The organism is Lactonifactor longoviformis DSM 17459 (genome assembly GCF_900129135.1).
Taxonomy (GTDB): Bacteria; Bacillota; Clostridia; order Lachnospirales; family Lachnospiraceae; genus Lactonifactor; species Lactonifactor longoviformis.
In genome coordinates, this window is sequence record NZ_FQVI01000044.1 from 1 (window position 1) to 23,490 (window position 23,490).

The 23,490-nt window shown below is 42.4% G+C and carries 26 protein-coding genes, 2 tRNA genes and 2 pseudogenes; 14 read left to right on the forward strand and 16 right to left on the reverse strand.

Going from position 1 to position 23,490, the window contains the following annotated elements; all coding sequences use genetic code 11:
- From BUA56_RS23480 to BUA56_RS21185, 8 genes and pseudogenes are all read right to left on the reverse strand, one after another.
- Positions 1-247, reverse strand: a pseudogene (locus BUA56_RS23480) (IS1182 family transposase); the annotation flags it as partial.
- Positions 248-342: 95 nt separating this feature from the next.
- Positions 343-1,488 carry a DUF4317 domain-containing protein gene (locus BUA56_RS21155; RefSeq protein ID WP_072854754.1) on the reverse strand — a complete coding sequence of 382 codons (1,146 nt, stop codon included), beginning with the start codon at positions 1,486-1,488 and terminating at the stop codon, positions 343-345.
- A gap of 149 nt (positions 1,489-1,637) precedes the next feature.
- Positions 1,638-2,435: an ABC transporter permease subunit gene (locus BUA56_RS21160; protein WP_072854755.1), complete on the reverse strand. Its 798-nt coding sequence runs from the start codon at positions 2,433-2,435 to the stop codon at positions 1,638-1,640.
- A complete protein-coding gene (locus BUA56_RS21165) occupies positions 2,432-3,328 on the reverse strand; it encodes an ABC transporter ATP-binding protein (RefSeq protein WP_072854756.1) in 897 nt (298 codons plus the stop codon). Before BUA56_RS21165 ends, BUA56_RS21160 begins: the two co-directional genes overlap by 4 nt.
- Before the next feature lie 16 nt (positions 3,329-3,344).
- On the reverse strand, positions 3,345-4,001 hold the full coding sequence (locus BUA56_RS21170) for a TetR/AcrR family transcriptional regulator (RefSeq protein ID WP_072854757.1): 657 nt from the start codon (positions 3,999-4,001) through the stop codon (positions 3,345-3,347).
- A gap of 137 nt (positions 4,002-4,138) precedes the next feature.
- The gene (locus BUA56_RS21175; RefSeq protein ID WP_072854758.1) at positions 4,139-5,581 is read right to left on the reverse strand and encodes a nicotinate phosphoribosyltransferase; all 1,443 of its coding nucleotides are present in this window, start codon (positions 5,579-5,581) and stop codon (positions 4,139-4,141) included.
- Positions 5,582-5,611: 30 nt separating this feature from the next.
- Entirely contained in the window at positions 5,612-6,136 is a 525-nt protein-coding gene (locus BUA56_RS21180; protein WP_072854759.1) for a cysteine hydrolase family protein, read from the reverse strand.
- Positions 6,133-7,020: an NUDIX hydrolase gene (locus tag BUA56_RS21185; RefSeq protein WP_072854760.1), complete on the reverse strand. Its 888-nt coding sequence runs from the start codon at positions 7,018-7,020 to the stop codon at positions 6,133-6,135. The genes BUA56_RS21180 and BUA56_RS21185 overlap by 4 nt, the downstream gene beginning before the upstream one ends.
- A gap of 189 nt (positions 7,021-7,209) precedes the next feature.
- Between BUA56_RS21185 and BUA56_RS21190 the strand changes: the two genes are divergently transcribed.
- From BUA56_RS21190 to BUA56_RS21250, 13 genes and pseudogenes are all read left to right on the forward strand, one after another.
- The gene (locus BUA56_RS21190; RefSeq protein ID WP_072854761.1) at positions 7,210-7,884 is read left to right on the forward strand and encodes a hypothetical protein; all 675 of its coding nucleotides are present in this window, start codon (positions 7,210-7,212) and stop codon (positions 7,882-7,884) included.
- Between the two features lie 54 nt (positions 7,885-7,938).
- A pseudogene (locus BUA56_RS21195) lies at positions 7,939-8,482 on the forward strand (YoaP domain-containing protein).
- 89 nt (positions 8,483-8,571) lie between these two features.
- A complete protein-coding gene (locus BUA56_RS21200) occupies positions 8,572-8,790 on the forward strand; it encodes a hypothetical protein (RefSeq protein WP_072854762.1) in 219 nt (72 codons plus the stop codon).
- Between the two features lie 71 nt (positions 8,791-8,861).
- A tRNA-Val gene (locus BUA56_RS21205) sits at positions 8,862-8,935 on the forward strand.
- Positions 8,936-8,942: 7 nt separating this feature from the next.
- Positions 8,943-9,015, forward strand: a tRNA-Ala gene (locus tag BUA56_RS21210).
- Between the two features lie 38 nt (positions 9,016-9,053).
- Positions 9,054-9,548, forward strand: coding sequence for a peptide deformylase (locus BUA56_RS21215; RefSeq protein ID WP_072854763.1), 495 nt, complete (start codon positions 9,054-9,056; stop codon positions 9,546-9,548).
- A 138-nt stretch (positions 9,549-9,686) separates the two neighbouring features.
- A complete protein-coding gene (locus BUA56_RS21220) occupies positions 9,687-9,845 on the forward strand; it encodes a DUF1540 domain-containing protein (RefSeq protein WP_072854764.1) in 159 nt (52 codons plus the stop codon).
- A gap of 436 nt (positions 9,846-10,281) precedes the next feature.
- Positions 10,282-10,839 carry a hypothetical protein gene (locus tag BUA56_RS21225; RefSeq protein ID WP_072854765.1) on the forward strand — a complete coding sequence of 186 codons (558 nt, stop codon included), beginning with the start codon at positions 10,282-10,284 and terminating at the stop codon, positions 10,837-10,839.
- 362 nt (positions 10,840-11,201) lie between these two features.
- A complete protein-coding gene (locus tag BUA56_RS21230; RefSeq protein WP_072854766.1) occupies positions 11,202-12,614 on the forward strand; it encodes a C40 family peptidase in 1,413 nt (470 codons plus the stop codon).
- Between the two features lie 45 nt (positions 12,615-12,659).
- A complete protein-coding gene (locus BUA56_RS21235; RefSeq protein WP_139249518.1) occupies positions 12,660-13,199 on the forward strand; it encodes a helix-turn-helix domain-containing protein in 540 nt (179 codons plus the stop codon).
- On the forward strand, positions 13,165-13,368 hold the full coding sequence (locus BUA56_RS24100) for a hypothetical protein (RefSeq protein ID WP_390440191.1): 204 nt from the start codon (positions 13,165-13,167) through the stop codon (positions 13,366-13,368). The genes BUA56_RS21235 and BUA56_RS24100 overlap by 35 nt, the downstream gene beginning before the upstream one ends.
- Positions 13,369-13,433: 65 nt before the next feature.
- Positions 13,434-13,682, forward strand: coding sequence for a hypothetical protein (locus BUA56_RS21245; protein WP_072854769.1), 249 nt, complete (start codon positions 13,434-13,436; stop codon positions 13,680-13,682).
- Between the two features lie 255 nt (positions 13,683-13,937).
- On the forward strand, positions 13,938-14,285 hold the full coding sequence (locus tag BUA56_RS21250; RefSeq protein WP_072854770.1) for an inorganic pyrophosphatase: 348 nt from the start codon (positions 13,938-13,940) through the stop codon (positions 14,283-14,285).
- Positions 14,286-15,304: 1,019 nt separating this feature from the next.
- Here BUA56_RS21250 and BUA56_RS21255 read toward each other — a convergent pair.
- From BUA56_RS21255 to BUA56_RS21290, 8 genes are all read right to left on the reverse strand, one after another.
- Entirely contained in the window at positions 15,305-16,315 is a 1,011-nt protein-coding gene (locus BUA56_RS21255; protein WP_072854771.1) for a GGGtGRT protein, read from the reverse strand.
- A gap of 48 nt (positions 16,316-16,363) precedes the next feature.
- Positions 16,364-17,056 (reverse strand): iron-sulfur cluster assembly scaffold protein, encoded by a 693-nt coding sequence (locus BUA56_RS21260; RefSeq protein WP_072854772.1) that lies wholly within the window; start codon positions 17,054-17,056, stop codon positions 16,364-16,366.
- A gap of 120 nt (positions 17,057-17,176) precedes the next feature.
- The gene (locus tag BUA56_RS21265; RefSeq protein WP_072854773.1) at positions 17,177-17,812 is read right to left on the reverse strand and encodes an ABC-2 transporter permease; all 636 of its coding nucleotides are present in this window, start codon (positions 17,810-17,812) and stop codon (positions 17,177-17,179) included.
- A complete protein-coding gene (locus BUA56_RS21270; protein WP_072854774.1) occupies positions 17,809-18,669 on the reverse strand; it encodes an ABC transporter ATP-binding protein in 861 nt (286 codons plus the stop codon). Before BUA56_RS21270 ends, BUA56_RS21265 begins: the two co-directional genes overlap by 4 nt.
- Positions 18,670-18,672: 3 nt before the next feature.
- Complete coding sequence (locus BUA56_RS21275) at positions 18,673-19,047, reverse strand: GntR family transcriptional regulator (protein WP_072854775.1); 375 nt, start codon at positions 19,045-19,047, stop codon at positions 18,673-18,675.
- A gap of 172 nt (positions 19,048-19,219) precedes the next feature.
- The gene (locus BUA56_RS21280; RefSeq protein ID WP_242946836.1) at positions 19,220-19,843 is read right to left on the reverse strand and encodes a TVP38/TMEM64 family protein; all 624 of its coding nucleotides are present in this window, start codon (positions 19,841-19,843) and stop codon (positions 19,220-19,222) included.
- Complete coding sequence (locus BUA56_RS21285; RefSeq protein WP_072854776.1) at positions 19,833-20,924, reverse strand: glycosyltransferase family 4 protein; 1,092 nt, start codon at positions 20,922-20,924, stop codon at positions 19,833-19,835. The genes BUA56_RS21280 and BUA56_RS21285 overlap by 11 nt, the downstream gene beginning before the upstream one ends.
- The gene (locus BUA56_RS21290; protein ID WP_072854777.1) at positions 20,924-22,138 is read right to left on the reverse strand and encodes a glycosyltransferase family 4 protein; all 1,215 of its coding nucleotides are present in this window, start codon (positions 22,136-22,138) and stop codon (positions 20,924-20,926) included. The genes BUA56_RS21285 and BUA56_RS21290 overlap by 1 nt, the downstream gene beginning before the upstream one ends.
- A 181-nt stretch (positions 22,139-22,319) precedes the next feature.
- On the opposite strand from BUA56_RS21290, the gene BUA56_RS21295 reads away from it, so the two are divergent.
- Positions 22,320-23,045: a TraX family protein gene (locus BUA56_RS21295; RefSeq protein WP_072854778.1), complete on the forward strand. Its 726-nt coding sequence runs from the start codon at positions 22,320-22,322 to the stop codon at positions 23,043-23,045.
- The last annotated feature ends 445 nt before the right edge of the window (positions 23,046-23,490 follow it).

Here is a 23,490-nt window from a genome sequence, read left to right on the forward strand (position 1 = left end):
ATTCCCGAAGGGAAGCGTATCCAGTGTCCATAAAGCCGAACAGGACTGTCTTTAGCATGTTGACCCGATTATATCCGGGCCGGCCCAGTTTATGTGAGGGCTCTGGCCTAAGATATCTTTCTATTCCAATCTCCTCCATGATTCTGTCAAATGCTAATACTGGATCACAGAGATCCAGACAATCCGAAAAAAACAGTGGCAGCCTTCCCTGTTTTGCGGTATAATATTTCTCGGTATTATTGTTCATAGTAGATTAATTTTACCACAAAAAGAAGAACGCCTCCAGGTTTGTATACCTGAAAGCGTTCTTTTTTTACGGGACTTTTTTCACAGCCCCATGCCTTACGCTTCACTCTCTTCTTTCACCGCTGTTCTCACAGCAATTCCATTAATTTCTACCTGATCCGTTGCCTCTATGAGAATATACGGAACCCCGTCAATTATCTTGTGTTCTACCAGCTGTGCCTTGTCCGGAGCTACCTTTATCACTACATCCGGGGTCTTAATCTCATAGCTCCTGACACTTGCCACATTGGCCGCGACAAAACTAGTCTTTTCATCCGCTGCCGCCTCATAATGGGAGTCGAATTCCTCCAGACGTTCATTGTCCACACCGCTGCTGGCCAGCAATTTTTTTACCTCGTACTTGCCCAAAGTAACCGGATCCGGATCTTCCTTCCTCTCTTCCAGCAGTTCATTGAGATTCTCCTGAATATTCATAACCGTCTCAAAATCACAGTTCCTGTCTAAGGTTTCCTCGATAATGACCTGAAAGGTCTCCTTCTGCGTCTTAGCACTCAACGGGATCCTGCACCCCAAAAACTGGTCAATGAAATCCGTCTGAAGCACTTCCGGATTCTTCGCATAATAAAGCAGACTGTGTATATCTGTATTTCTGTCATTAAATGCAGGAAAGAGAAACCCGGTATCCGGCACGTCTACAATCCAGTCCTGCACCCGATTTTCAATATGATTTGTCTCCGTATTATAACACAGGCCCGGTTTAGAAAGCTTTACCGGACATATACAGCACATAATAAAGTTATATACATACTCTGAGGCATCCTCCATGTCCAGATTGTCAGAGGCCCTTCCCGGCACATCATAAGCCCCGTGGACCAGGATAATGTAATAGTTCTCCGGATAAAGATATGTATCCATCACCTTTTGATAAAACTCATCTGTGAGCTCCTCTTCCATAAGTCCGCTGTCCCGCAGCCGCAGCAGAAACTTCTGAGTTCCCTCGCCCAGCTCCTGGTCCAGCGGAAATTCCATATTCATGAGGTTCTTGCCGATTGTGCCTGACAGCCCTTTTCTAAAGATTGTAAAATATTTGAATGCTTCCTCCTCAGGCAGAGAGAGAAAGGCTTCCCTGAGCTTTGTCCTCTGATTTTTTTCGGCATCCACATAACAGCCGCAGATCCTTGTAAGCACACAGTTTGCAGGTGTTAAAAGTTTTTTTATTTCACTGATTTCTTTCTTATTCATCGGTCCGTTTCCCCTTTGCTTTGCATTTACCATAATACCTTATTTCATTTTTTGGTATCTGTCAACCGCAAACACACAGAGCAGAGGTATTTCATCCATGCAGCTCAAAAGCTCAGATTAAGAAGCCCGGCGGGTATGCCTGACACCTTTTAAAGGGGCAGATCCCGTTTACAGAATCTTAAAATTCCTGTCCCCATAAGAAGAATTCCCGCCAGGTATAAGACGGCAGCCATCAGCCAGGCCTTTCCGTCACCGGCACTCAGTCCGTCTACATCAAATAGTGTCAGAGGGGTGGCATATTTCACATTCTCAAACTTTTCTCCTGCCTGGGATATCATCTGCACCAGAATGGAATAGACCACAACAGCCGTACTGATCGCTGAGGAATTTTTTGACTCATTGCAGATGCAGGACGCACAGAAGCAAGCCCCGCCGAAAAACACAAGAAGTCCCAGCAAACCTGCATTTACGCGGAGAAATCCTGCTGTGTCCATCTCCCCCGGAAACAGCATCTTCCCTACTGCCAGAATCAAAACAGTACAGTAAGCGGTCATAAGCACCAGCGTCAGCAGCAAAAATATCCCCTGTGTGAGCACAATTTTCCGTCGTTTATCCGGCACTGCCAGCAGATAAGCCATGGAGCCGTTATCCACATATTTTGCCACCAGCCGGTTTGTCAAAATAATAATATAAACTCCGGGAAATGCAATCAGCAGGATTCCATATAAGTAGCCTGTAACGAATTCCAGCAATGTAGTACCCACATCTGCCATCCCGAATGCCGCAAACATTTGGGGCATGCTGTCCGCCATCATTCGCAGGCTGTCCCCCAGCTTGGGATCGAACATCATGGTAATCATCACCGAATAAACGCTGAGCACACCTAAGAAAATCACAAGCAGTATCCAATTCGACTTTATTTCTTTCCTGAATAATGTGGCATTCATTGTTCTGCCCCCTCCCCGTAAAAATGCATAAAGAATTCTTCCAGACTCTGGGTACGCAGTTCCAGATCCACAACGGTGTACGCACCGGCCTTCTTTATAAAAGAATCCAGGTTCTTTCCTACCTCAGCAGTCACTCTTTTCCCTCCGATTTGATAGGACGCTTTGGGAACTTCGGCAGCAAACGCTTCTGCCATCGCTGCCTCCCTGAAGGTAACTTCAATAATTTTCTTTCGTCCTTCCTTCAGCTTTTCCATTTCCTCCACCGCTACCAGCTTTCCCTTACGGATGATTGCGGCCCGGTCACAGGTGCGTTCTATTTCCTCAAACATATGCGAAGACATAAGAATCGTCTTTCCTCTTTTCTTCTCTGACAGTATCAGTTCTACAAACCGGTTCTGCATCAGCGGATCCAGCCCCCCGGTAGGTTCGTCTAAAATGAAAGTGTCTGCGGCAGGATTCATAAAAGCACACACGATCCCGATTTTCTGCTTCATTCCCTTGGACATCTTTTTCAATTTTCCGGATGGATTCAGTTCAAACATATCCATTAATTCTTCTGCACGTCCCAGATTTTTCATTTTCTTCATCTTACCCACAAAACGGATAAATTCCATGCCGCTCATGGAATCTATAAATGCGATTTCTCCCGGCAGATATCCCAAAGACTCCTGGATTCGTCCCGCCTCCCTGAAGCAGTCCCTGCCCAGTATGGACAAACTCCCGCTGTCCGGTTTAATAAATCCCATCAGCTGCCGGATCGTTGTCGTCTTTCCCGCTCCATTGGGTCCTAAAAACCCAAGGACTTCCCCCTCTTTCACAGAGAAGCACACATCAAAAACCCCTCTTTTCTGACCATAATCCTTTGTAATATGGTTAATCTCAATTACATCCATACCCGTGCCCCCTCTCTTACAAGTCCGTCTCTCCCTGATATTCCTCTTTGTACGCAATTTTCTTAAACATCTCTGACCACTGTGCAAATTGCTCCATTAAATCCTCCACTTCAATAACTCCTGTGGTATCTCTGCCCATACAGGCAAACAGCTTCTGGTGCATATACCCGTCCGCCATCCAGATTAGCATATGAAGAATCCGGTTCGGATCCGCATCCTCTTTAAACTTACTCAAGTCAATGTTCTTAAAATATTCCTTAAACATTCTCTCAATCTGATCGTTCATAATCGAATTCATCTCCTGAGAGACATCCTCTTTGCAGGAATAGAACGCCCTCACAGAAAACTCCATGATGTGCGGAAATTTATGAAGGAGTTCCGCCTTTTTCCTGGTAGTATAAGCAAGCAGTTCAAAAAAATCCGTAATGGCATAAAACTTTTCATCCAGAATATGAGGACGAAACTCCTCTATGGCATACGAAAGCAAATACAGGTACAGCTCCTTTTTGCTTTTAAAATAGTAGAACAACAGCCCCTTAGATATGCCGGCCCTGGCCGCTATCAGATCCGTAGATGCCCGCTTATATTCATTGTTCCCAAAGACTTCAAAGGCAGCATTCATAATCTGTACCTTTTTCTCCTCCGGAAGGTGCCGAAGTCTTTCCTGATCCATAACACCCCTCCTTACCGATTTGGTTAATACCCATTATAGGAAATTGACTCAAATTTTCAACCCACTTTCGGAATGATTTCTGAAACCATTGTCTACAAAAAAGGGCATGCAATTTTCAGCTGCATGTCCCTTTCCCTCTAGTTCAGTTTCTTCCCGGCTTCCTGAAGCATTTGGCTTTTTATCTGGTAAATTTTTTCTGACAAATCCACATAATGTACATGGGGATTCTCCAGACGCAGTTCTTCCTCCCAAACCGTATTCTCTATCTGATCTTTCACATACTTTCTGATGTCCTCCAGCCGGGGCTTATTATATACCAGTTTCCCGTTGTCAAAGATAGTCTTCTGAAGCCTTACCGCAACAGAATTGTCAATCAGAATATGCTTCCAGGGCTTCTTGGGGTCTATTACATAGAAAGATCCCCCTTCGTCCAGATGCTCCTCCTCCAGCGTCAGGACATCTGCATAACCGATGCCCGATGTTTTGTTAAATAGTCTCCATAGAACTTTTTTCCCGGGATTGGTAATCTTTTCTTCATTTTCACTGATTTTGATGCGGGGAGTCAGTTTCCCCTCTTCCTCCACAGCCACCAGCTTATATACTCCGCCGAATACCGGATCTGATTTTGCAGTGATCAGGCGTTCTCCAATGCCGTATGAGTCAATCCTGGCTCCCTGGGTTTTCATAGAATTCAGCAGCCACTCATCAATGCTGTTTGAAACTACGATTTTGCAGTCCTCCATCCCATTCTCATCAAACAAGGCTCTGAGCTTTTTGGAAAAATACGCCAAATCCCCGCTGTCAATGCGGACTCCTTTTAAACGCTTTCCCTTGGGTTCCAGCACCTCTTTGGCCACTTTAACCGCGCACTGTGCTCCCTTTATAATGTCATAGGTATCAATGAGCAGCGTACAGTCATCCGGATACGTCTCTGCATATGCACGGAACGCCTCTTCCTCAGAACTGAAAAACTGTATCCAGGAATGTGCCATGGTTCCTATGGCATTCACACCATACATCTGATCCGCAAGCACAGTAGCCGTAGCATGGCAGCCTCCGATATAGGCAGCCCGTGCTCCAAGTACAGCTGCATCCGGCCCCTGGGCTCTCCTGGCGCCGAATTCCATAACAATGCCATCCCCTGCGGCCCTGCAGATGCGGTTTGCCTTGGTGGCAATCAGAGACTGGTGATTTATGGTTAGCAGCAAGAATGTCTCCAGAAGCTGGCACTCTATGACATTGCCTGTCACTGTCACCAGAGGAGTTCCCGGATATACAATGGTCCCCTCCGGCACCGCCTCTATGGTTCCCCGGAATCGGAATTCTTTTAAGTAGTCCAGAAATCCTTCGTCAAAAATTCTCTTTTTTCTCAGATAATCAATGTCCTCTTCTGTAAAATGCATGTCAGACACAAAATCTATCAGCTGCTCTAAGCCTGCGGCAATGACATATCCCCCGCGATCCGGATTCTTCCGGTAAAACATCTCAAATACTGCCTTTGTATCCTTATGCCCGTGAACATAAAATCCGTTGGCCATTGTAAACTCATAAAAATCTACCAGCATGGTTAAATTCTTCATTCTTTCTTCCTCCTACACAGCTCCTGGCGCTTATCTGAGATCAATCTGGCAGCATGCCATAGCCTTCAGCGCATTCTCATGGTTCTCCGTCGATGTCCCTGCACAGCATCCGCTGTCGACCAGAACAGGCACCTCCGGAAGAAATGCTTTGGCCATCAGTGCATTGCTGATCACGCAGATATCCGTACACACGCCGGCAAACTCCAGGGAGCTTATACCGGATTCCTTGTTCTTTTTCACCAGATAGCTCATCAGTTCTGTACTTCCAAAGGTGTCTTTTTGAAAAGAACGTTCCCTGCAGCCGGGATCCGCTTCTTTGATTTCATCTATCAGCTCCCAACCTTCCGTTCCCAGGATACAGTGGCTGACCGGAAGCTTCCTTCCCTCCTGGGACTGAAGATACGCACTGCCGTGGGTATCCTGGGTATAGAGGACCTCGCCCTCAAACTCCTTTATTTTCCGAATCAGCCCGGGCACTATCCCTTTGGCATCCCCGGATCCCAAAGTGCCGCTTACAAAATCCTTCTGCATGTCAATTACTATTAAATATTTCATTCCGATTCCTCCTGTCTGTATCTGAATAATTTTGCAGGCCGCAGAGACAGGCCTTTATATCCCTTCTCTGTCATTTTCCCGGTGTCCACTACATATTGATCCATCTCTTTCCTGAAATTTGATTTCCAAACCGGGCGTCCCAGCAGAGTCTCATATGCAGACTGGATCTCATACATAGTGAATTCCTCTGAGAGCAGGTTAAATGCAATGGGTGTATAACTTACTTTTCCACGGAGACGTTCCAATGATTCATTAATAATTCTGCTGTGGTCAAAAGCCAGCTTTTCTTTTGGGGAGGACAGCAATGATATTTCGAACTCTTTTGCAGCCAGTACGCCGTTTTTCTTTTTCGTCTCCACCACCTGATATCCCATATGAATTCCCAGACTTTCATTTTCCACCTTCAAAAGCCATGCCTCCCGGTCTGAATCAAAGTCCATCATCTTTGTCTTGCTCACAGAAAACCATGCCGCTTCCTGGGCATCATCTCCTGCTGACACTAAGATATCCTCCTTTTTGGCAAGTGCAATATAGGCAATGGAAATCACCCGCATTCTGGGATCTCTTTCCGGCTGTCCATACGTACACAGCTGTTCCAGATACACGTTATCCACACTTGTCTCTTCCTTTAATTCCCTTTTCGCTGCCTCCTCGGGACTTTCATCAATGCCCACAAATCCGCCGGGCAGCGCCCAGCACCCTTTAAAAGGATGCTGTCCTCTCTTCACCAGAAGCAGCTTTAACTCCTTCTCCATGGTTCTCTTTTCTTTTTTCACCTCATCCAGAGTGAAAAGAAGGATATCCACAGTAACCGAAGGCCGCTCATAATCTCCCGGCTTATAGTTCTCCAGAAATTCCTCCTCTGTCTCAAAGAATGGTTCCATATTCCTCAGCTCCTTTTATATAGTAGTATAATACTACTATATTTTCCTCATGTCAATATATAGTAGCAAATCAATACTATATTTTTCCAATTTCTTAATTCTCCATAAGAAATTCCCTATTTACACCGGAAATGTGATACAATCCTATCGTCACAAAGAATCACAAAAAGTAAATATTGGAGGAAAAAAATGAAAAAGAAAATCGTTGCCCTGATGCTTGCAGTTTCACTGACCGCATCCTTCGCCGCCTGCGGCACACCCAAAGACAGTTCAAAAGAAAGCTCAAAGTCAGAGGAAGCTTCTGATACGGCAGAGACCAAAGAGGCCGGTGCAGAAAAAGAATCCGGTGAGGACGGCGGAACTCTTTCTGCGGAAAAGAATATGCTGTCTGTGGAAGTAACCATTCCGGCATCTCTTCTGGAGGGTTCCGATTCTGCCGAGCTGACAGAAGAGGCTGAAGAAAGCGGAGTAAAAGAAGTTACAAAGAATGCAGACGGCTCCGTAACCATGAAGATGACCAAAGCAGCCCACGAAGAATTGTTAACTTCCATGAAAACTTCCATCGATGAGAGTATCAATGAGCTGCTGGCTGACAAGGAAAATTGTCCCTCTTTTGACTCCATCACCTACAGTGATGATGTTTCTGCCTTTGATATTAAGGTAGATGCAGACTCCTTCGGAGGATTTGAGGGAATCTATGCCATCACGTTCTATCTTATGGGAAATTTTTACCAGGCAATTAACGCTGTTCCGGAGGAAGAGATAAATACCACCGTAAACTTTATTAATAAAGATACCGGCGAAGTCATTCAGACCGGCGATTCTGCCTCTATGGCGGAAGAAGCTTCAGATTCTGCAGAATAGGACATACTGTTGTCATTATTCCCTTAATATAACCTAGAAGGCGGAGGAATTGCTATGAACTTTATTACATTGAATCAGGACAACATCGATCAGGAGCATATCTGCTGTGCGATCACAGATAAAAAAGGAGAACCCTGTGTTTCCTCCAAAAAGGAATGGATGACAGAACGGTTTAAAGACGGTCTGGTATTTCTAAAGCTGGATGCGCGGGGCAAAGTTTTTATCGAGTAAATCCCTAGGATTCCGGACAGCGGATACCGCCCATCCCTCTTTCGAGCTGCTCTATCTCCCCTTCCGGGAAAACGCTCCCCTTCCCAGCTTCAAAGACTGTGCCAAACAGGGAAAGACCCAGGAGCAGGGCATGGTCCTGTATTATTCCAGCCAGTGTCCCCATACTGCCAAATATGTACCTCTCATTCAGCAGGCAGCTAAGCAGTACGGAACTACCATCCGGCTGCACAAACTGGAGACCCTGGAGCAGGCACAGAATGCACCCGGTCCCTGTACAAACTATAGTTTTTTTTACAACGGAGAATTTGTGACAAACGAAATCTTCAGCGTGAAAAAGTTTGAGACCTTTCTGCAGACACACATGTAATCCCCCGGAATAGAATAAATTTCCATAATTTACCAGCCCCTTTTTCTTTATCATGGTACTACAATAAAGAAAGAAAGGGGCTGAATTTAATGGGTAACTTAAATTATTTGGAACTATTCAATCGCCTGATGGAGCAATTTCCTGATACCGTGACGGCAGCTCTCAGGAAAGAGGCGGAACAGATTGAGCGGGAGCTGAAGGAAGATCCTGTCATTGATCATATGAAGCCGCCGAAGGAACTCTATGACAGAATTGTTCAGGAACTAAAAGATAAAGGTATCTACCATGAGGATGACCCCGGGGTATAACCGGGGTTTTCCTACAATCGCTCCATATTTCCTCTTGAATTTGCCGCTCAAAGTGCTATACTTATAAGTACGGAAGCATAGCTCAGCTGGGATGAGCGTTCGCCTCACACGCGAGAGGCCACGGGTTCGAGCCCCGTTGCTTCCATTTTTTTGGGGTATTAGCGCAGTTGGGAGCGCGCAACATTCGCATTGTTGAGGCCACGGGTTCGAATCCCGTATACTCCATCCATATATAAATGTTACATAATACGGAGGCGCCTTTTATGATAAAAGAAATTTTGAAATTAGGCAATCCAAATCTGTATGAAGTCAGCTCTGAGATAGGAAAAGATGAGGCACATAAAATCCCGGGATGGGTCACCGATCTCCATGACACTCTCATGAACTATCGTAAGATCCACGGTGCAGGCAGGGCGGTGGCGGCACCTCAGATTGGGGTACAAAAACGGCTCCTCTACATGTATACAGACAAGCCCTATGTTTTTATTAATCCGTCAATCACTTTCCCAGAGAAAGATACCTTCCTGGTAATGGATGACTGTATGTCCTTTCCCGGACTTCTGGTGAAGGTTGAACGATATAAAAAGGCAGATATCCATTTTCTGGATATGAATTGGACGCCTCAAACTATGCATCTGGAGGGAGATCTCTCTGAACTGCTGCAGCACGAATACGATCATCTTGACGGAATTCTGGCGACCATGCGGGCAGCAGATAACCGCTCGTTGTTTATGGAAGAGATGAAACGAAATTTTTAATATTTTTATAGAATGGTCCTTAATTCCGGCAGTATATCTGTCCTGCCTTTTAATTCACAATTTCTTCCCTGTATTTTTTAAGCTCTTTTGCAAATACTAAGCGTGTAACAATGAAGAAGATTGTAAGGAGGACCTATCATGAAAATCAACGAAAGCATTCAATGTTCAATCAAAAATTGTGTACACCATGCCCAGGACGAAAACTACTGTACACTGAATAAAATCAAAGTCGGAACACACGAATCTAATCCGACTACAAAAGAATGTACAGACTGCGACTCTTTTGTAATTAAGTAAAAAACGGTATCTGTGTAAGAGACTGCTGGCGGACAGCAGTCTCTTATATTATGTTTAAAAATCGCTTTCCCGGATGTATATGAAATCGTTGTGTCTCATTTATGACTATCGTATCTATCTGAGATGTCTGCTCTTTGACTATCGTATAATTTTTCATTGGATAAAGGCATTCTTTCGTAATTTTTGTGCATTTACTTTTTTCTCTGTTTCCCATATACTGTAAATACAGGCATTTACATGTCCAGTTTGAAGAAGGGGGAACATAAAAGATAACTGCTGTATCACAAAATATGTTTATGATTTACATATGAAATCGAATGTACAAATATTGATATGAATTTCTGTTTACATGATCATTAGCCGAATGAGAATATCTTAATGAACTCTCTCTCATACTTCGGTTATCATAAAATTCAAAAGAAATGAGGAAAAAAGAATGAAGAAAAAACTTGTAATACTTCTGATGTGTGTATCCGTTTCCATAGGTATGCTGGGCTGCAGCGGAGGAGACACAAAATCTAAAGAAAATAAAAAGGAGTCTGCCGAAGAACAAGCTCCTTCCTCTCCCGCTGAACAGGATACTACAGACGACAATGTCAAGCAGTCAGAAACAGGACCTGCTGAGCAGCCCAAAGAAGAGATGCCTGCAGGCGACTATAAAGACACAGGGGACGGCACCATGTATATTGCCTGTGCAGACGAAACTTCTGAGGACGGCAAAGTGCCGGTCATCTATACCAAGGAAGGCGCTGCCGTCATTATGATTGAGGTAAACACGAAAGGATTCGACGGTTCCAAACAATCCTATATCTACGTTGACGGACTGTTAGCCGCCCAAGAACAGCTGTCCGATTCCTCCTACTCTGTAGATCTGGGGGACGACGCAATTGCTGTAGGGACACATAAGGTTGAAGTGATGCAGTACGCGGACGACGAACCTACCGGGGATGTGGTAACCTATAAGAGTGCATCCTATGAGGTGAAGGCAGAATAAGCTGCACTGTACATGTTTTTATTTACATGATTAACCATAAATATCACCTTTCCATACAAATTGGTTTAATGCCGATTTGTATTGGTTAGGTGATTTTTTTGCCGAAAGATTACTTATCTATGTGAAGTGGATGACACCTGCAACACTTCCCTAACAATGCTATCACTATAGCAAATTGTATATTGTTGTCGAATTATGTCAATTGGTTTCGTTTGATTTTCTGTAAAATTAATGATAATATCATAATTATTAGATATATTATTTTATATTATTTTTATAACTCATTGTTTATAAGGAGGTGAAACCATTGTGTATTTTATTTTATCAAAAACCCGAAAACTAATTGTATATGGAGGAATAATATGAAAGAAAGAAAGATAAAAGTGATATGCTATTTAACTTTAATTTGTCTACTTCTAGGGGCCAGCCCGGTAGACACCTATGCTTCTGAACCAACTGACGATATAGAAGTAGTTCTGCCGGCTAATGACGAACAGTCCCAGGAAAACGCAGACATTGATGAAGAAGAAACTGATGATGCCGACAACATTGCAGAAGAAGAAACTAACGGTGCAGCAACCAATCCTAATGCTTCTTATCATGAGGAAGCTAAAAATATCGAAAGCGAAGATATTAATATTACATATAATGATAATGAAACTATTACTGACGAAAGTACGGTTTCTTCACTTCCCGTAGGTTGGATAGATGCCGGAGATAAAAGGTGGTACCGCCATGAAGATGGATCTTTCACCTCAAATGATTGGGAAGAAATCGAAGGAAAATGGTATTATTTTGATGCTGAAGGTTGGCTTGTACGTGGATGGCTTAAGCTTGAAAATACATGGTATTATTTGAATAAGCCTGATGGGCATCGTGCTACAAGCTGGAACCTTATTGATGGATATTGGTATTACTTCCTTCCAGACGGTAAAATGGTTACTGACTGGTTTCTCCAAAACGGAACCTGGTATTACCTTGGTGAAAATGGAAAAATGCGTATTGGATGGGAAGAACTTTCGGGAAAATGGTATTATTTTGACAAGGATGGAAAGATGGTCACCGGGTGGATACAGATCGACGAAACCTGGTATTATCTTAACACAAAAGGAGACGCTGCTACAAATTGGAACCTCATAGACGGTTATTGGTATTATTTTTATCCAAACGGTAAAATGGCTGTCAACTGGATTCAGTTGAGTGGCACCTGGTATTATCTGGGTGAGAATGGAAAGATGAGAACTGGATGGTTATCATGGGAAGGACACTGGTTCTATCTGCGTGAAAGCGGCGCCATGGTAACCGGATGGCTGGACTGGGAAGGGAATAGATATTATTTTCTGAGTAATGGAGTTATGGTTACCGGTGATTACAAAATTGGCGATATACCCTATCATTTCATTCCAACTGGCTCTTTAGATATGGGACAATCTGTCGTAAATTATGCCATGCAGTTTATTGGAAATCCCTATGTATGGGGCGGGGTAAGCCTAACCAATGGATGTGACTGCTCAGGTTTTACTATGAAAGTATTCGAAAAGTTTGGAATTACAATACCGCGCACATCTGGTGAGCAGAGAGGCAGTGGTACAGCCGTTGGCTCTTTGTCAGCAGCCAGACCAGGGGATCTTTTGTGTTATGAAGGACATGTTGGTATTTATATCGGAAATGGTCAGATGGTTAATGCCTCTAATTCAGCACCATATCCGGAAGGTGGTATTAAATTAACCTCCGCAACCTACAAAACAATCATAACTATAAGAAGACTAGTTTAAATCACTTTAAATAGCAGTCTCGGCGATACGCGAAGTGAACCCCTTTTGTTAGACAAAATCAAACGTCTAATGAAAGGGGTTATTTCTATGTCTGGAAAAAGAATTTACAGCGATGAATTAAAACTTGAAATTTTACAACGATATCAAAAGGGGGATATCGGATTGATGGCACTGGCCGAGAAATATCATGTGAACAAAGCAGATATTCAAAAGTGGAAAGCAGCATATGCGGAACATGGGATTGAAGGGCTTACAGTAAAAAATGGAACATATACTGGTGATTTTAAAATTGCTGTAGTAGAATATATGCATAATACAGGAACTTCAATGAGGCAAACTACAGCTCACTTCAACATTCCCACTCCAAAATCTGTAAGCGCTTGGGAACGAATTTATTATGAAGAAGGCAAAGAAGCCCTGTATGAAGAACGGAGAGGCAGGGCATCTAAAATGGGAGCCAAAAAGACTGGGAAGGCAAAAAAGGCAGCTAAAAAAATCAAAGAATTTCCTGGTTATTTTTCTGATAATAGCCCTAAATGTCAGCGCTGCTATTCCCGTAAACGCTGCATGGCAAAAGGGGAGTAATGGTTGGTGGTATACAAATTATAGCTCCTCAGGATATGCTACCGGATGGGATTACATCAATGGTAAATGGTATTATTTTGACAAGGATGACTGGATGAAAACAGGCTGGCTATCTATTGACAATAATATGTATTATTTAAAAAGCTCCGGCCATATGGCTACCGGATGACAAAAAATCGGTAATAAGTGGTACTTCTTTCAAGAGAATGGTGTTATGCAGATAGCAGTGGGGCTATGCAGACCGGTTGGCAGCTTCTATACAAATCCTGGTATTATCTTAATAACAACGGGATAATGGCTCATGGCTGGTTTAAAATAGGAGGAAAATGGTATTTCTCAAAACCAAGTGGTGTACTGCAAAGAGGCTGGATAAACGATGGTAAGGAATGGTATTATCTCGATGGCTCCGGAGCCATGGTAACAAATAAGCAAATCGGAAAATATTATGTAGGCAGTGATGGGGTAATGTCATTTAAAAAATAGGATTGTACTATAAAAAATAGTTTTTGAATTAGAGTTGACGAAAAGCATTAAACGATGAAAACCGTTGTAAATACTGACTTTTTTGCCTATTAACATACTTGAAGACACAACGATTATTGATTTTATGGTGCCCGAATTTCCTGCGGCAATATAAAATGATACAAGCAGATGTAAAGACAAAAACGATGATAGATAAATTCACAGCTTTGTGCTATTATCATCGAAATTGATAAATATGAATTTGGAGGAGATTTCATGCACAGATTTGACAATAGTTTCTGGAGTGTATTAGATGCCTTAGTCAGCAAATCAGAAATCATCATAGATAGGCCAAAAGGAACTGCACATCCTAAATATCCTGATTTCATTTATAAAGTCAATTATGGGTATTTGAAAGATACAGCATCCATGGATGGCGCAGGGATAGATGTATGGGTCGGAACGAATGGGCAAAATATAGATGCTATTATGTGTATTGTTGATTTGATAAAAAGGGATTCTGAAATTAAAATACTGATAGGTTGCACGGAAGAAGAAAAGGCTATTATATACGAAACCCACAATGAAACACAGTACATGAAAGGAATTCTAATTCGTCGATAATTTCATATTTGTGAGTGCATTCCCAACAAGCAAAAATGAAACACATTTTTACGGAAAGGGTACACCTTTCCTATGCTTGCTACGGAACATTTCATTTAGTGCGTTGGTGTTTCCTTTGCTTTTCTAAATCGCCCATATTTTGTATGGAATGGGGGCAGGAAAGAAACGGGAGGAAACGGATAGCATTTCACTTTGAGGTGTTACGCAGTTAAAAGGCGTTTTCACAGGAAAAGGTATAAACACCTTGTCTGCTGATTTTGGTGTCTGCAAAGCCTTTGTTTTCAAGACTTATAGTACCTCTATTGCGTAACAATGCTATAAAAACAAGGGGGTGTAGTAACACCGCCTGATATGCCTGGGCATGTCTTATTTGTGGTGCTAAACTTTTTCCTGCTTCGCAATTTTATTCACAGTCTCAAAAACCGCACCAACCATAAAAGGTCAGTGCGGTTTTAAAATAGCCTCTTAATAATTCAATTACTTTAGAACTTTCCAGCTTTTGCTGCTTCCTCAACAGAAACGGTGAAGGGCGGTTTTTCAAGGGTTTGAGGGGTGTTTGTGCGCTATCGGTGTGCTACTCTGCACTTCTGATTACTTTCCATCCCTACACTCTATTATAAGTCATCATAGACATTCTATCACACAATAGTTATAATATAATTGCTGTTGACTCTTTCCAGCAGGAAGGAGGTGCATCCCCAATGGAATACATATTTGCTTTTCTTATCTCTGTTGCGGCAGGTATAGTTTGCTACTATATCTGCAAATGGTTGGATGGAGATAAATAAACAACAGCCTGCCTAAGTTATTCCTCTTCAAAAGGAAAATAGAAGCCCCAGGGAGCAGCCACTCCCTGGGGCTTCGCTTTGCGCCCAATGGACACATTTGCTTTTCTCTGCTAGTATTATATTACGCCATATAATTAAAAATGTCAATATGCTATCTTATAGCAGTTCATTCTGTTCCAACCATAGAAATATCTATTTTTCTGCCAAACTCCTTAATTTATATAGGTTTTCTTAGAACTTTCCAGCTTTTGCTGCTTCCTCAACAGCTACTGCCACAGCCACTGTCATTCCAACCATTGGGTTATTACCAGCGCCAATAAGTCCCATCATCTCAACATGAGCAGGAACGGAGGAGGATCCGGCAAACTGTGCATCTGAGTGCATACGTCCCATGGTATCTGTCATACCATAAGAAGCAGGACCTGCAGCCATATTGTCTGGATGAAGTGTTCTTCCTGTACCGCCGCCGGATGCTACGGAGAAGTATTTTTTGCCCATCTCAATGCATTCCTTCTTGTAAGTACCTGCAACCGGGTGCTGGAATCTGGTTGGATTGGTGGAGTTGCCTGTGATAGACACGTCAACACCTTCTTTATGCATAATAGCAACACCCTCAACTACATCGTTAGCTCCATAGCAGTTAACCTTTGCGCGAAGTCCCGTGGAGTATGCTTTTCTGAATACTTCCTTTACTTCGCCTGTATGATAATCCATCTCTGTCTCTACATATGTAAATCCATTGATTCTGGCAATAATCTGAGCGGCATCTTTACCAAGACCATTTAAGATAACACGAAGAGGCTCTTTGCGGACCTTATTAGCTTTTTCAGCGATACCGATGGCACCTTCTGCTGCAGCAAAAGACTCATGGCCTGCTAAGAAAGCAAAGCACTTAGTATCCTCTTCTAACAGCATTTTACCCAAATTACCGTGTCCCAGACCAACCTTGCGCTGATCCGCTACAGAACCCGGGATACAGAAAGACTGAAGTCCTTCACCGATTGCTGCTGCTGCATCTGCTGCTCTCCTGCATCCTTTTTTGATTGCAATCGCTGCACCTACAGTGTAAGCCCATTTAGCATTCTCAAAGCAGATTGGCTGAATACCCTCTACCATGTTATATACATCTAAACCAGCTGCTTTTGTAACTTCTGCAGCTTCTTCGATAGAATTAATTCCATACTGATTTAATACAGCAAGAATTTGTTTCTCTCTTCTCTCATATGATTCAAATAAAGCCATTAATTTATCCTCCTATTCTTTCTACGGCAGACTTTTAAGAGTATCTGATTACTCTTTTCTTGGGTCAATAATTTTCACTGCGTCATCTACACGGCCATACTGTCCCTGAGCTTTTTCAAATGCAGTGTTGGCATCGTCTCCAGCTTTGATAAAGTCCATCATCTTTCCAAAGCTGACAAATTTGTAACCGATGATTTCATCGTCTTCATTTAAAGCGATACCTGTAACGTAACCGTCTGTCATTTCCAGATAGCGAGGGCCCTTTGCAAGGGTTCCATACATAGTACCAACCTGAGATCTTAAGCCTTTTCCTAAATCTTCCAGACCAGCGCCTACAGGGAGTCCGTCTTCAGAGAAAGCACTCTGAGATCTTCCGTACACGATCTGTAAGAATAATTCTCTCATCGCGGTGTTGATAGCATCACAAACCAGGTCTGTATTCAGAGCTTCCAAAATGGTTCTTCCCGGTAAAATCTCAGATGCCATAGCTGCGGAGTGAGTCATACCTGAACATCCGATGGTCTCAACCAATGCTTCCTGGATAATACCTTCCTTTACATTTAAAGTTAACTTGCAGGTTCCCTGCTGAGGAGCACACCAGCCCACACCATGTGTTAAACCTGAGATATCTTTAATTTCTTTCGCTTTTACCCATTTTGCTTCTTCCGGAATTGGAGCTGCGCCGTGGTTCACGCCCTGTGCCACCGGGCACATCATTTCTACTTCGTGTGAATAAATCATTTTAAAACTCCTTTCAAGTATAGAATAGACTTAAGGCTCGTTAGTATTTAACATCGCACTTAATAATATTTTCTCATAATCTGACAAAAAAATCTACTGGGAAAGTGCCAAAATAAAATTCTAAAATTCCTTCTTTTCTATAATTTTTAGTGAAAGAATATAGGAAACAATCAGGGCCAGGACACATAGGATCAAAGCTCCAACAGCCACTGCAGGCCAGGAAATATTATTCAAAAAATTATTTACATTTTCTGTTCCTGCAATCTTGCCGATAAGGGCAACTGACACGACTGGGACAACAAAGATAAGTATCATGGAAGTCCTGGCTTTTTCACTGCCAAATTTGTAAATCAAAGGGATAACCACCGACATCATTAAGAAAATATAAATCATCATTGCCAAACCTGATGCAAAATTTTCCGCTATGGATAATTTTGTAATCACACAAACCGCCAGTTCACCCAGAATAGCAATAACCGCTGCACTTCCCATTAGAAGAATCATCAGTGCATATTTGCTCTTTACCAAATCCTGTCTGGACAATGGCCCTGTGAGTACGTATGCTTCCCAGTGGAAAAACTCATCGGTGTTAAACGTGCTGATAAACAGGCTCATCCCGTAAAAAGCCCCCAGAAATCCTATATAAGCAGGCATTTTCAGCATAATCCCCACAACAGTAAAAACCGCAAAAAACAGTACATATTGCTTCAGATATTTTTTTACACCATACAAATCTTTTAAAACTAATCCCTTCATAATACATCCCCCTTAATCTGGAATAAAATAATTTCCTCCAGCGTAGTTGAATCCACTACCCAGTCCCTGTTTTGTCTGGATATATCAATCCTGTTATCTACCATCACTTCATATCCGAATTGATTTTTCCTCAGCCCTACCACATGTTCCGGATCGATACGTTTGTAATCCTCCTTTGAACATCGAACCACTCCATAATTGTAGAGAAGCTCATCTTTGTTCTCGCTGAAAATCAATTTCCCTTTATGAAGAAATGTAATATAGTCAGCTACTTTTTCCAAATCACTGGTAATGTGAGAGGAAAAAAGTACTGTACATTCCTCATCCTGAATAAAATTCTGCAAAATCTCCAGGATCTCGTCCCTTACCACAGGGTCCAGGCCGCTGGTTGCCTCATCCAGCAGCAGAAGCTTAGCATTGTGGGAAAACGCCACGGCAATCTGGAGCTTCATAGCCATACCGGTAGAATAATCTTTTGTAAACTTATTTTCGTCGATGTGAAATTGTTTTAGATAGTCATAAAAGATATTTTTATCCCACCGGGAGTATATATTTTCCATAATTTTATTGATTTGTTTCGCATTCAAATTACCGGGAAAACTGGAACCGGACATTACTACTCCCACATCATTTTTCCACTCAATTTCCTTCTTGGAAATGACTTTTTCGTCCCTATATATCCTCCCGTCTGACAGACTTATCAGACCTAAAATACACTTAATCAGCGTAGTTTTTCCTGCGCCGTTCTCCCCTACGAGTCCCATAATACACCCCTTCGGAAGCTCCAGATTAATATGATCCAGGGTGAATTTCGGGTATTTCTTCACTACATTTTCTAACCTGATTGCTGTCTCCATTCTTTATACCTCCTCATAAATCATCCGCAGCATTTCTATAATTTCATCATAAGAAATCCCGCTTACTTTTGCTTTTTCAACTGCCTGCTCCAGGTATTCTTCAATTGCCTTTAGCTGTTCTTCTCTGACAATATCCTGATTGGTGTCTGCGACATAGCTTCCTTTTCCCACTTGTGTACAGATAAACCCATCACGTTCCAGATCTTCATATGCCCTTTTCGTGGTAATCACGCTGATTCTCAGCTCCTTCGCAAGCAGCCGCATAGAAGGAAGGGCATCTCCCGGTCTGAGCTCACCCGACATAATCATCTGCTTGATCTGCGATGTAATCTGCTCGTAGATGGGCTTACCGCTTGAATTACTGATTATTATGTTCATAATTTTCTCCATTTCAAGAAGTGTGTATATATGATTTTATTGTATATATATAATATACACATTATATACATATTTGTCAACAGGGAATATATGTAATTTGGGACGTGTTCTTTTTAGAAAGAACACGTCCCAAATTACAACACGGGTGTCCCATTTTCGGTACGCCCTGTCCCTATATAAAGTTTTTTATCATTTCCATTATCCCTGTAAGCCCTAAGCTATATATAAGAATAGACAATGGTTTCCCCAGCAGGATGATCCATGTGAATTTTTTTAATGTCATTTTTGTAAGCCCTGCGATATAACAGAGAAGATCGTCGGGTGCTACCGGCAGAAAGATTGCTATGGCAAAGGCTTTATCAAATTTGTCTCCTTTTTCCAGCCATGTTATATATTTGTTATATGACTTTTCTTTTACCATTGACCTGACAAAGGGCTGCCCATATTGTTTGGAAAGTCTGAAGGCTAAAACGGATCCGATGCAGATTCCTATGTAATTATATACGAATCCCCACACAGGACCAAAGATGAGCACGCCTCCCAGACAGCCGATTGCCCCGGGAAGAATCGGAATGACCACCTGAACAATTTGAACCATTATGAAGATAAAGGGAGCCCAAAATCCGAATCTTCCCAAAAATTGTGACAGTGCCTCCTGGGAGGAAAAGATTTTATTCTGTACTCCATAGATGATAAATAGTGTCATTAAAATCAGGCCGACCACTGTGCTCACATTCAAAAGCATTGCTGTTCTTTTATTGTTATCGATACAGATCTCTTTTGCTTTAGTTGCCATTTTTCGTAACCACCTCATAGATACTTCTCGCTGTATTATAGCGAACAAGACTGTTTCCCTGTTCTTTCAGTATACCAATGTAGAAATCTCTCCACATTTTCCCTACGTGTTCTCTGCTGTAAAATTCATGACCCTCAAATGCTTTATGAGAAGCTTCCATATAAAAATCCGGTTCATTCTGTAGTCTTCTCAGTAATATCTGGAATTCTTCCCTGGACTCTCCTTTTAACACATAGTCAAAGAGGATGGGTTTATAAATGTCCAAATCCCTCACCAGGATAGGAATACCGCAGTTCATAGACTCCAGGATAGTCATTGGAAACAGTTCTTCAAAGGAAGGCAGAAACATTACATTTGCCATATTATAGATATCGTTCATTTTCTCCCTGTCTACCATGCCGAGGAACTTAACATTCGCGGGAAGATGTTTCATCATCTGCCGTATCTCCTCATAACCGTCCGTAATCTTGCCAAAGGAAAACCCTCCGGCCCATACGAACTGCATATCCGGCATTTTTCTGGCAATGTCTACGAATTCCATAACTCCTTTTCTTTTTTGGAGCTGCCCAACACAGAGTACTGTAAACTTATCTTCTTCAATCCCATATTCCTTCCGTATCATCTTCTGACGGTCCATGGTAAGAGGATAGAAATCTTCATCTGATACAAAGTTGGGGATATAGGTTACTTTATCTCTTGCAATTCCATAGGTTTCTAAGACATCAATAAAATATGGGTTTACGGTAACAAGATAATCCATTTTTTTATAAAAGGAAAGCATGTATTTGTAAAAAATCTTTCTTGCCAGGCGGGGCAGCCGGATGCTGTTATCAACGGTTTCCGGTAAAAAATGCACATACCCTACTGTGCTTCCCTGTCTTTTCCTGAATGGTACAGACAGATAGAAGCCTGGATTGATTGAATGGTAATGGGTTATTTCACTTGGCGCCTTACCGTTTTCTTCCACCTGAAACAAATCTTTTAATTCTTCCTTTACCAGAGCTACCTGTTCATCGTGTGCAGACAGCACCCCATGTCCCTTCACCATATCTGCCTTAGACATCATATTTATCTTATACATTATGAATTCCTCCTTATCACCATATTATGAATCCACCCCAAAAGATACCCCGTGTAATCCTGGGCTGCCTGTACGCCAATCACCTGACGGTAAAGCTGTTCTGCCCGATTGCCGAACTCCCAGGTTGAGAACCTCACGGCATCATCCATTGCCTGTTCCGCCATCACCAGACGCCGCTCTTCATCTGCCAGCATATACTCCAGATGCATCTTAAAGTACTCGTACGAATCATACTGGAACCCGTTATAGCCATCTTTGATTACCCCGTCCAGACACTCATCTTTCCGGCACAGAGCGGGAATCCCGCTTGCCAGAGCTTCCAGATAGGTCAGCCCTTGTGTTTCACTGTTGGATGCACTTACAAATACATCTCCAAGCTGATAATAGCTTCCCACTTCCCTGGGATCTATCATTCCGGCAAATACCACCTGTCCATCCAGTTCCATTTCCTTTGTTTTTCTCTCCAGTTCCTCTCTGTAAGGTCCATCCCCTACCAGAAGTAGTGTGATATCCTTTCTGTCCATCTTTTTCAGATATTCCAATATCTCTGCCAGATTTTTTTCCTTCGCAAGGCGTCCGACATTGACCAGAACCTTATTTTCCTTTGGAATTCCCAAGAGTTCTTTTTTTCTTGCTCTCTCTTCCTCAGTAATTCTTGCAGAATATTTTCTCAGGTCAATTCCTGTGGGAATAACTTCTATCTGCTGTTCTACCTGATATTCGTACAAAAGATTTCTCACTTTTGCTGTAGGTACAATTACCGCATTTACTTTATCAAGAAGCTTTTTGCTCCATACCGCCACAACCTTTCTTCCCACAGTTTTGCTCGGAGAAAAATAATGGGTATAGTCTTCATATACGGTATGGTAGGTGTGCACAACCGGACAATGGCATTTCTTACTGATCTTCACTGCATAAGGAAATGTCATAAATTCACACTGAGAGTGAATTACATCCGGCGACCACTGTATAAGTTCTTCTACCAGCTCATCTCTGTGACATATAGTAGCCCTTGCATTTGGATAAATCTTTCCAAAGTCATATGACTTCAGATAATATATATTATTTTCTTGATAAGAATGCCTTTCCGACGCCAGTGTCAGCACCCTTACATCATGTCCTCTTTCTTCCAGTTCTCTTTTAAGGTTTAATACAGAAGTTACTACCCCGTTAACAATAGGCGCATACCAATCTGTTGTAATTAATATTTTCATGGAATCACTCCTAACTTTTTTTCTTTCTCAACTTGTTAAATACATCATACAGAGACAATCTAAAGATTAGGTGCTTCCTTTTCTAAAGTTTTTCTAAAGGATTTCTTAAACCACCTTTTGCTTTTTCAATTACTTGCTGTTATACTATAATTCTTAAAATATAGGATTAGGAGAAAACAATATGGAGCAAAAAAAATATGCCTGCCTGAGCGGAAGCACATTAAAAATCATAGCAATGGTAACCATGCTCATTGACCATATCGGGGCTGCCATACTGGAAAATGGCTACTATCTGAGCTATATCAACACCTCCGGCACTGCCGTCACAACAGAACAGATGACAAAAATTCTGGAAATTGACAGAGTTCTCCGTTTTATCGGACGCACCTCTTTTCCTATTTTCTGCTTTCTTTTAGTAGAAGGATTTCTACACACTTCAGATAAAAAGAAATACGGGTTCCGGCTCTTTCTGTTTGCACTGCTGTCAGAGTTCCCCTTTGATATTGCTTTTAATCAGGGGATTTTAGAGTTTACATCCCAGAATGTTATGTTCACATTGTTCATTGGATTTCTGGTATTGGCTGTCATGGAAAAGTATTCCGATAAACCTTATATCATGCTCTTTGGCCTGGCAGGCGGCATGGGTCTGGCTTACCTGATGCGCACAGACTACGACTTCAAGGGGGTAGCCCTGATTGTTATTCTCTATCTTTTCAGATACAGGCGGGTGGAGCGGACACTCTTTGGCTGTATCTCCCTTCTCTGGGAGCCGCCGGCCTGTATTGCATTTATACCAATCAATCTGTATAACGGTGAAAGAGGGCTGAAGCTGAAATATCTGTTTTACTTCTTTTATCCAGTACATTTGCTTATATTGTGTGGGATACGGTATTGGCTTTTATCATAAAATTATAGTTTTGTGTATGTGAAGTTCGGAGTTATATAGTCGGGGAGGATGTGTCGCAGACGGACGAACATAGGAGGGATCAGCGAGAGGACAGGGCCAGGCCAGGGGCCTGTCCTCTCGCTGATCCCTCCTATATCCTGGCAGAGACTCACTTCACATTCACGGAAAACGGGTGGGGAAGGTCGAATGTTGTACACTTTTCATATTATTCATCATTTATGATCGCTCAATGTTTTGGATAAACATCCAAACCGGTTACCGTTATCACTTCTATACTTTCTGGCTACATTACAGTCATATCCTATATGAATGATATCATTCCCCCTCTGATAAATTTACCCTCTGGAACTTCCCTATATCCAGGTGAGAGGAATCCCGCGGCGGTGGGATGGCTGGGTTGGGCGGGAGGGAGGCTTAAGTTCCGCGGACGATTCCGCAGGAGTGA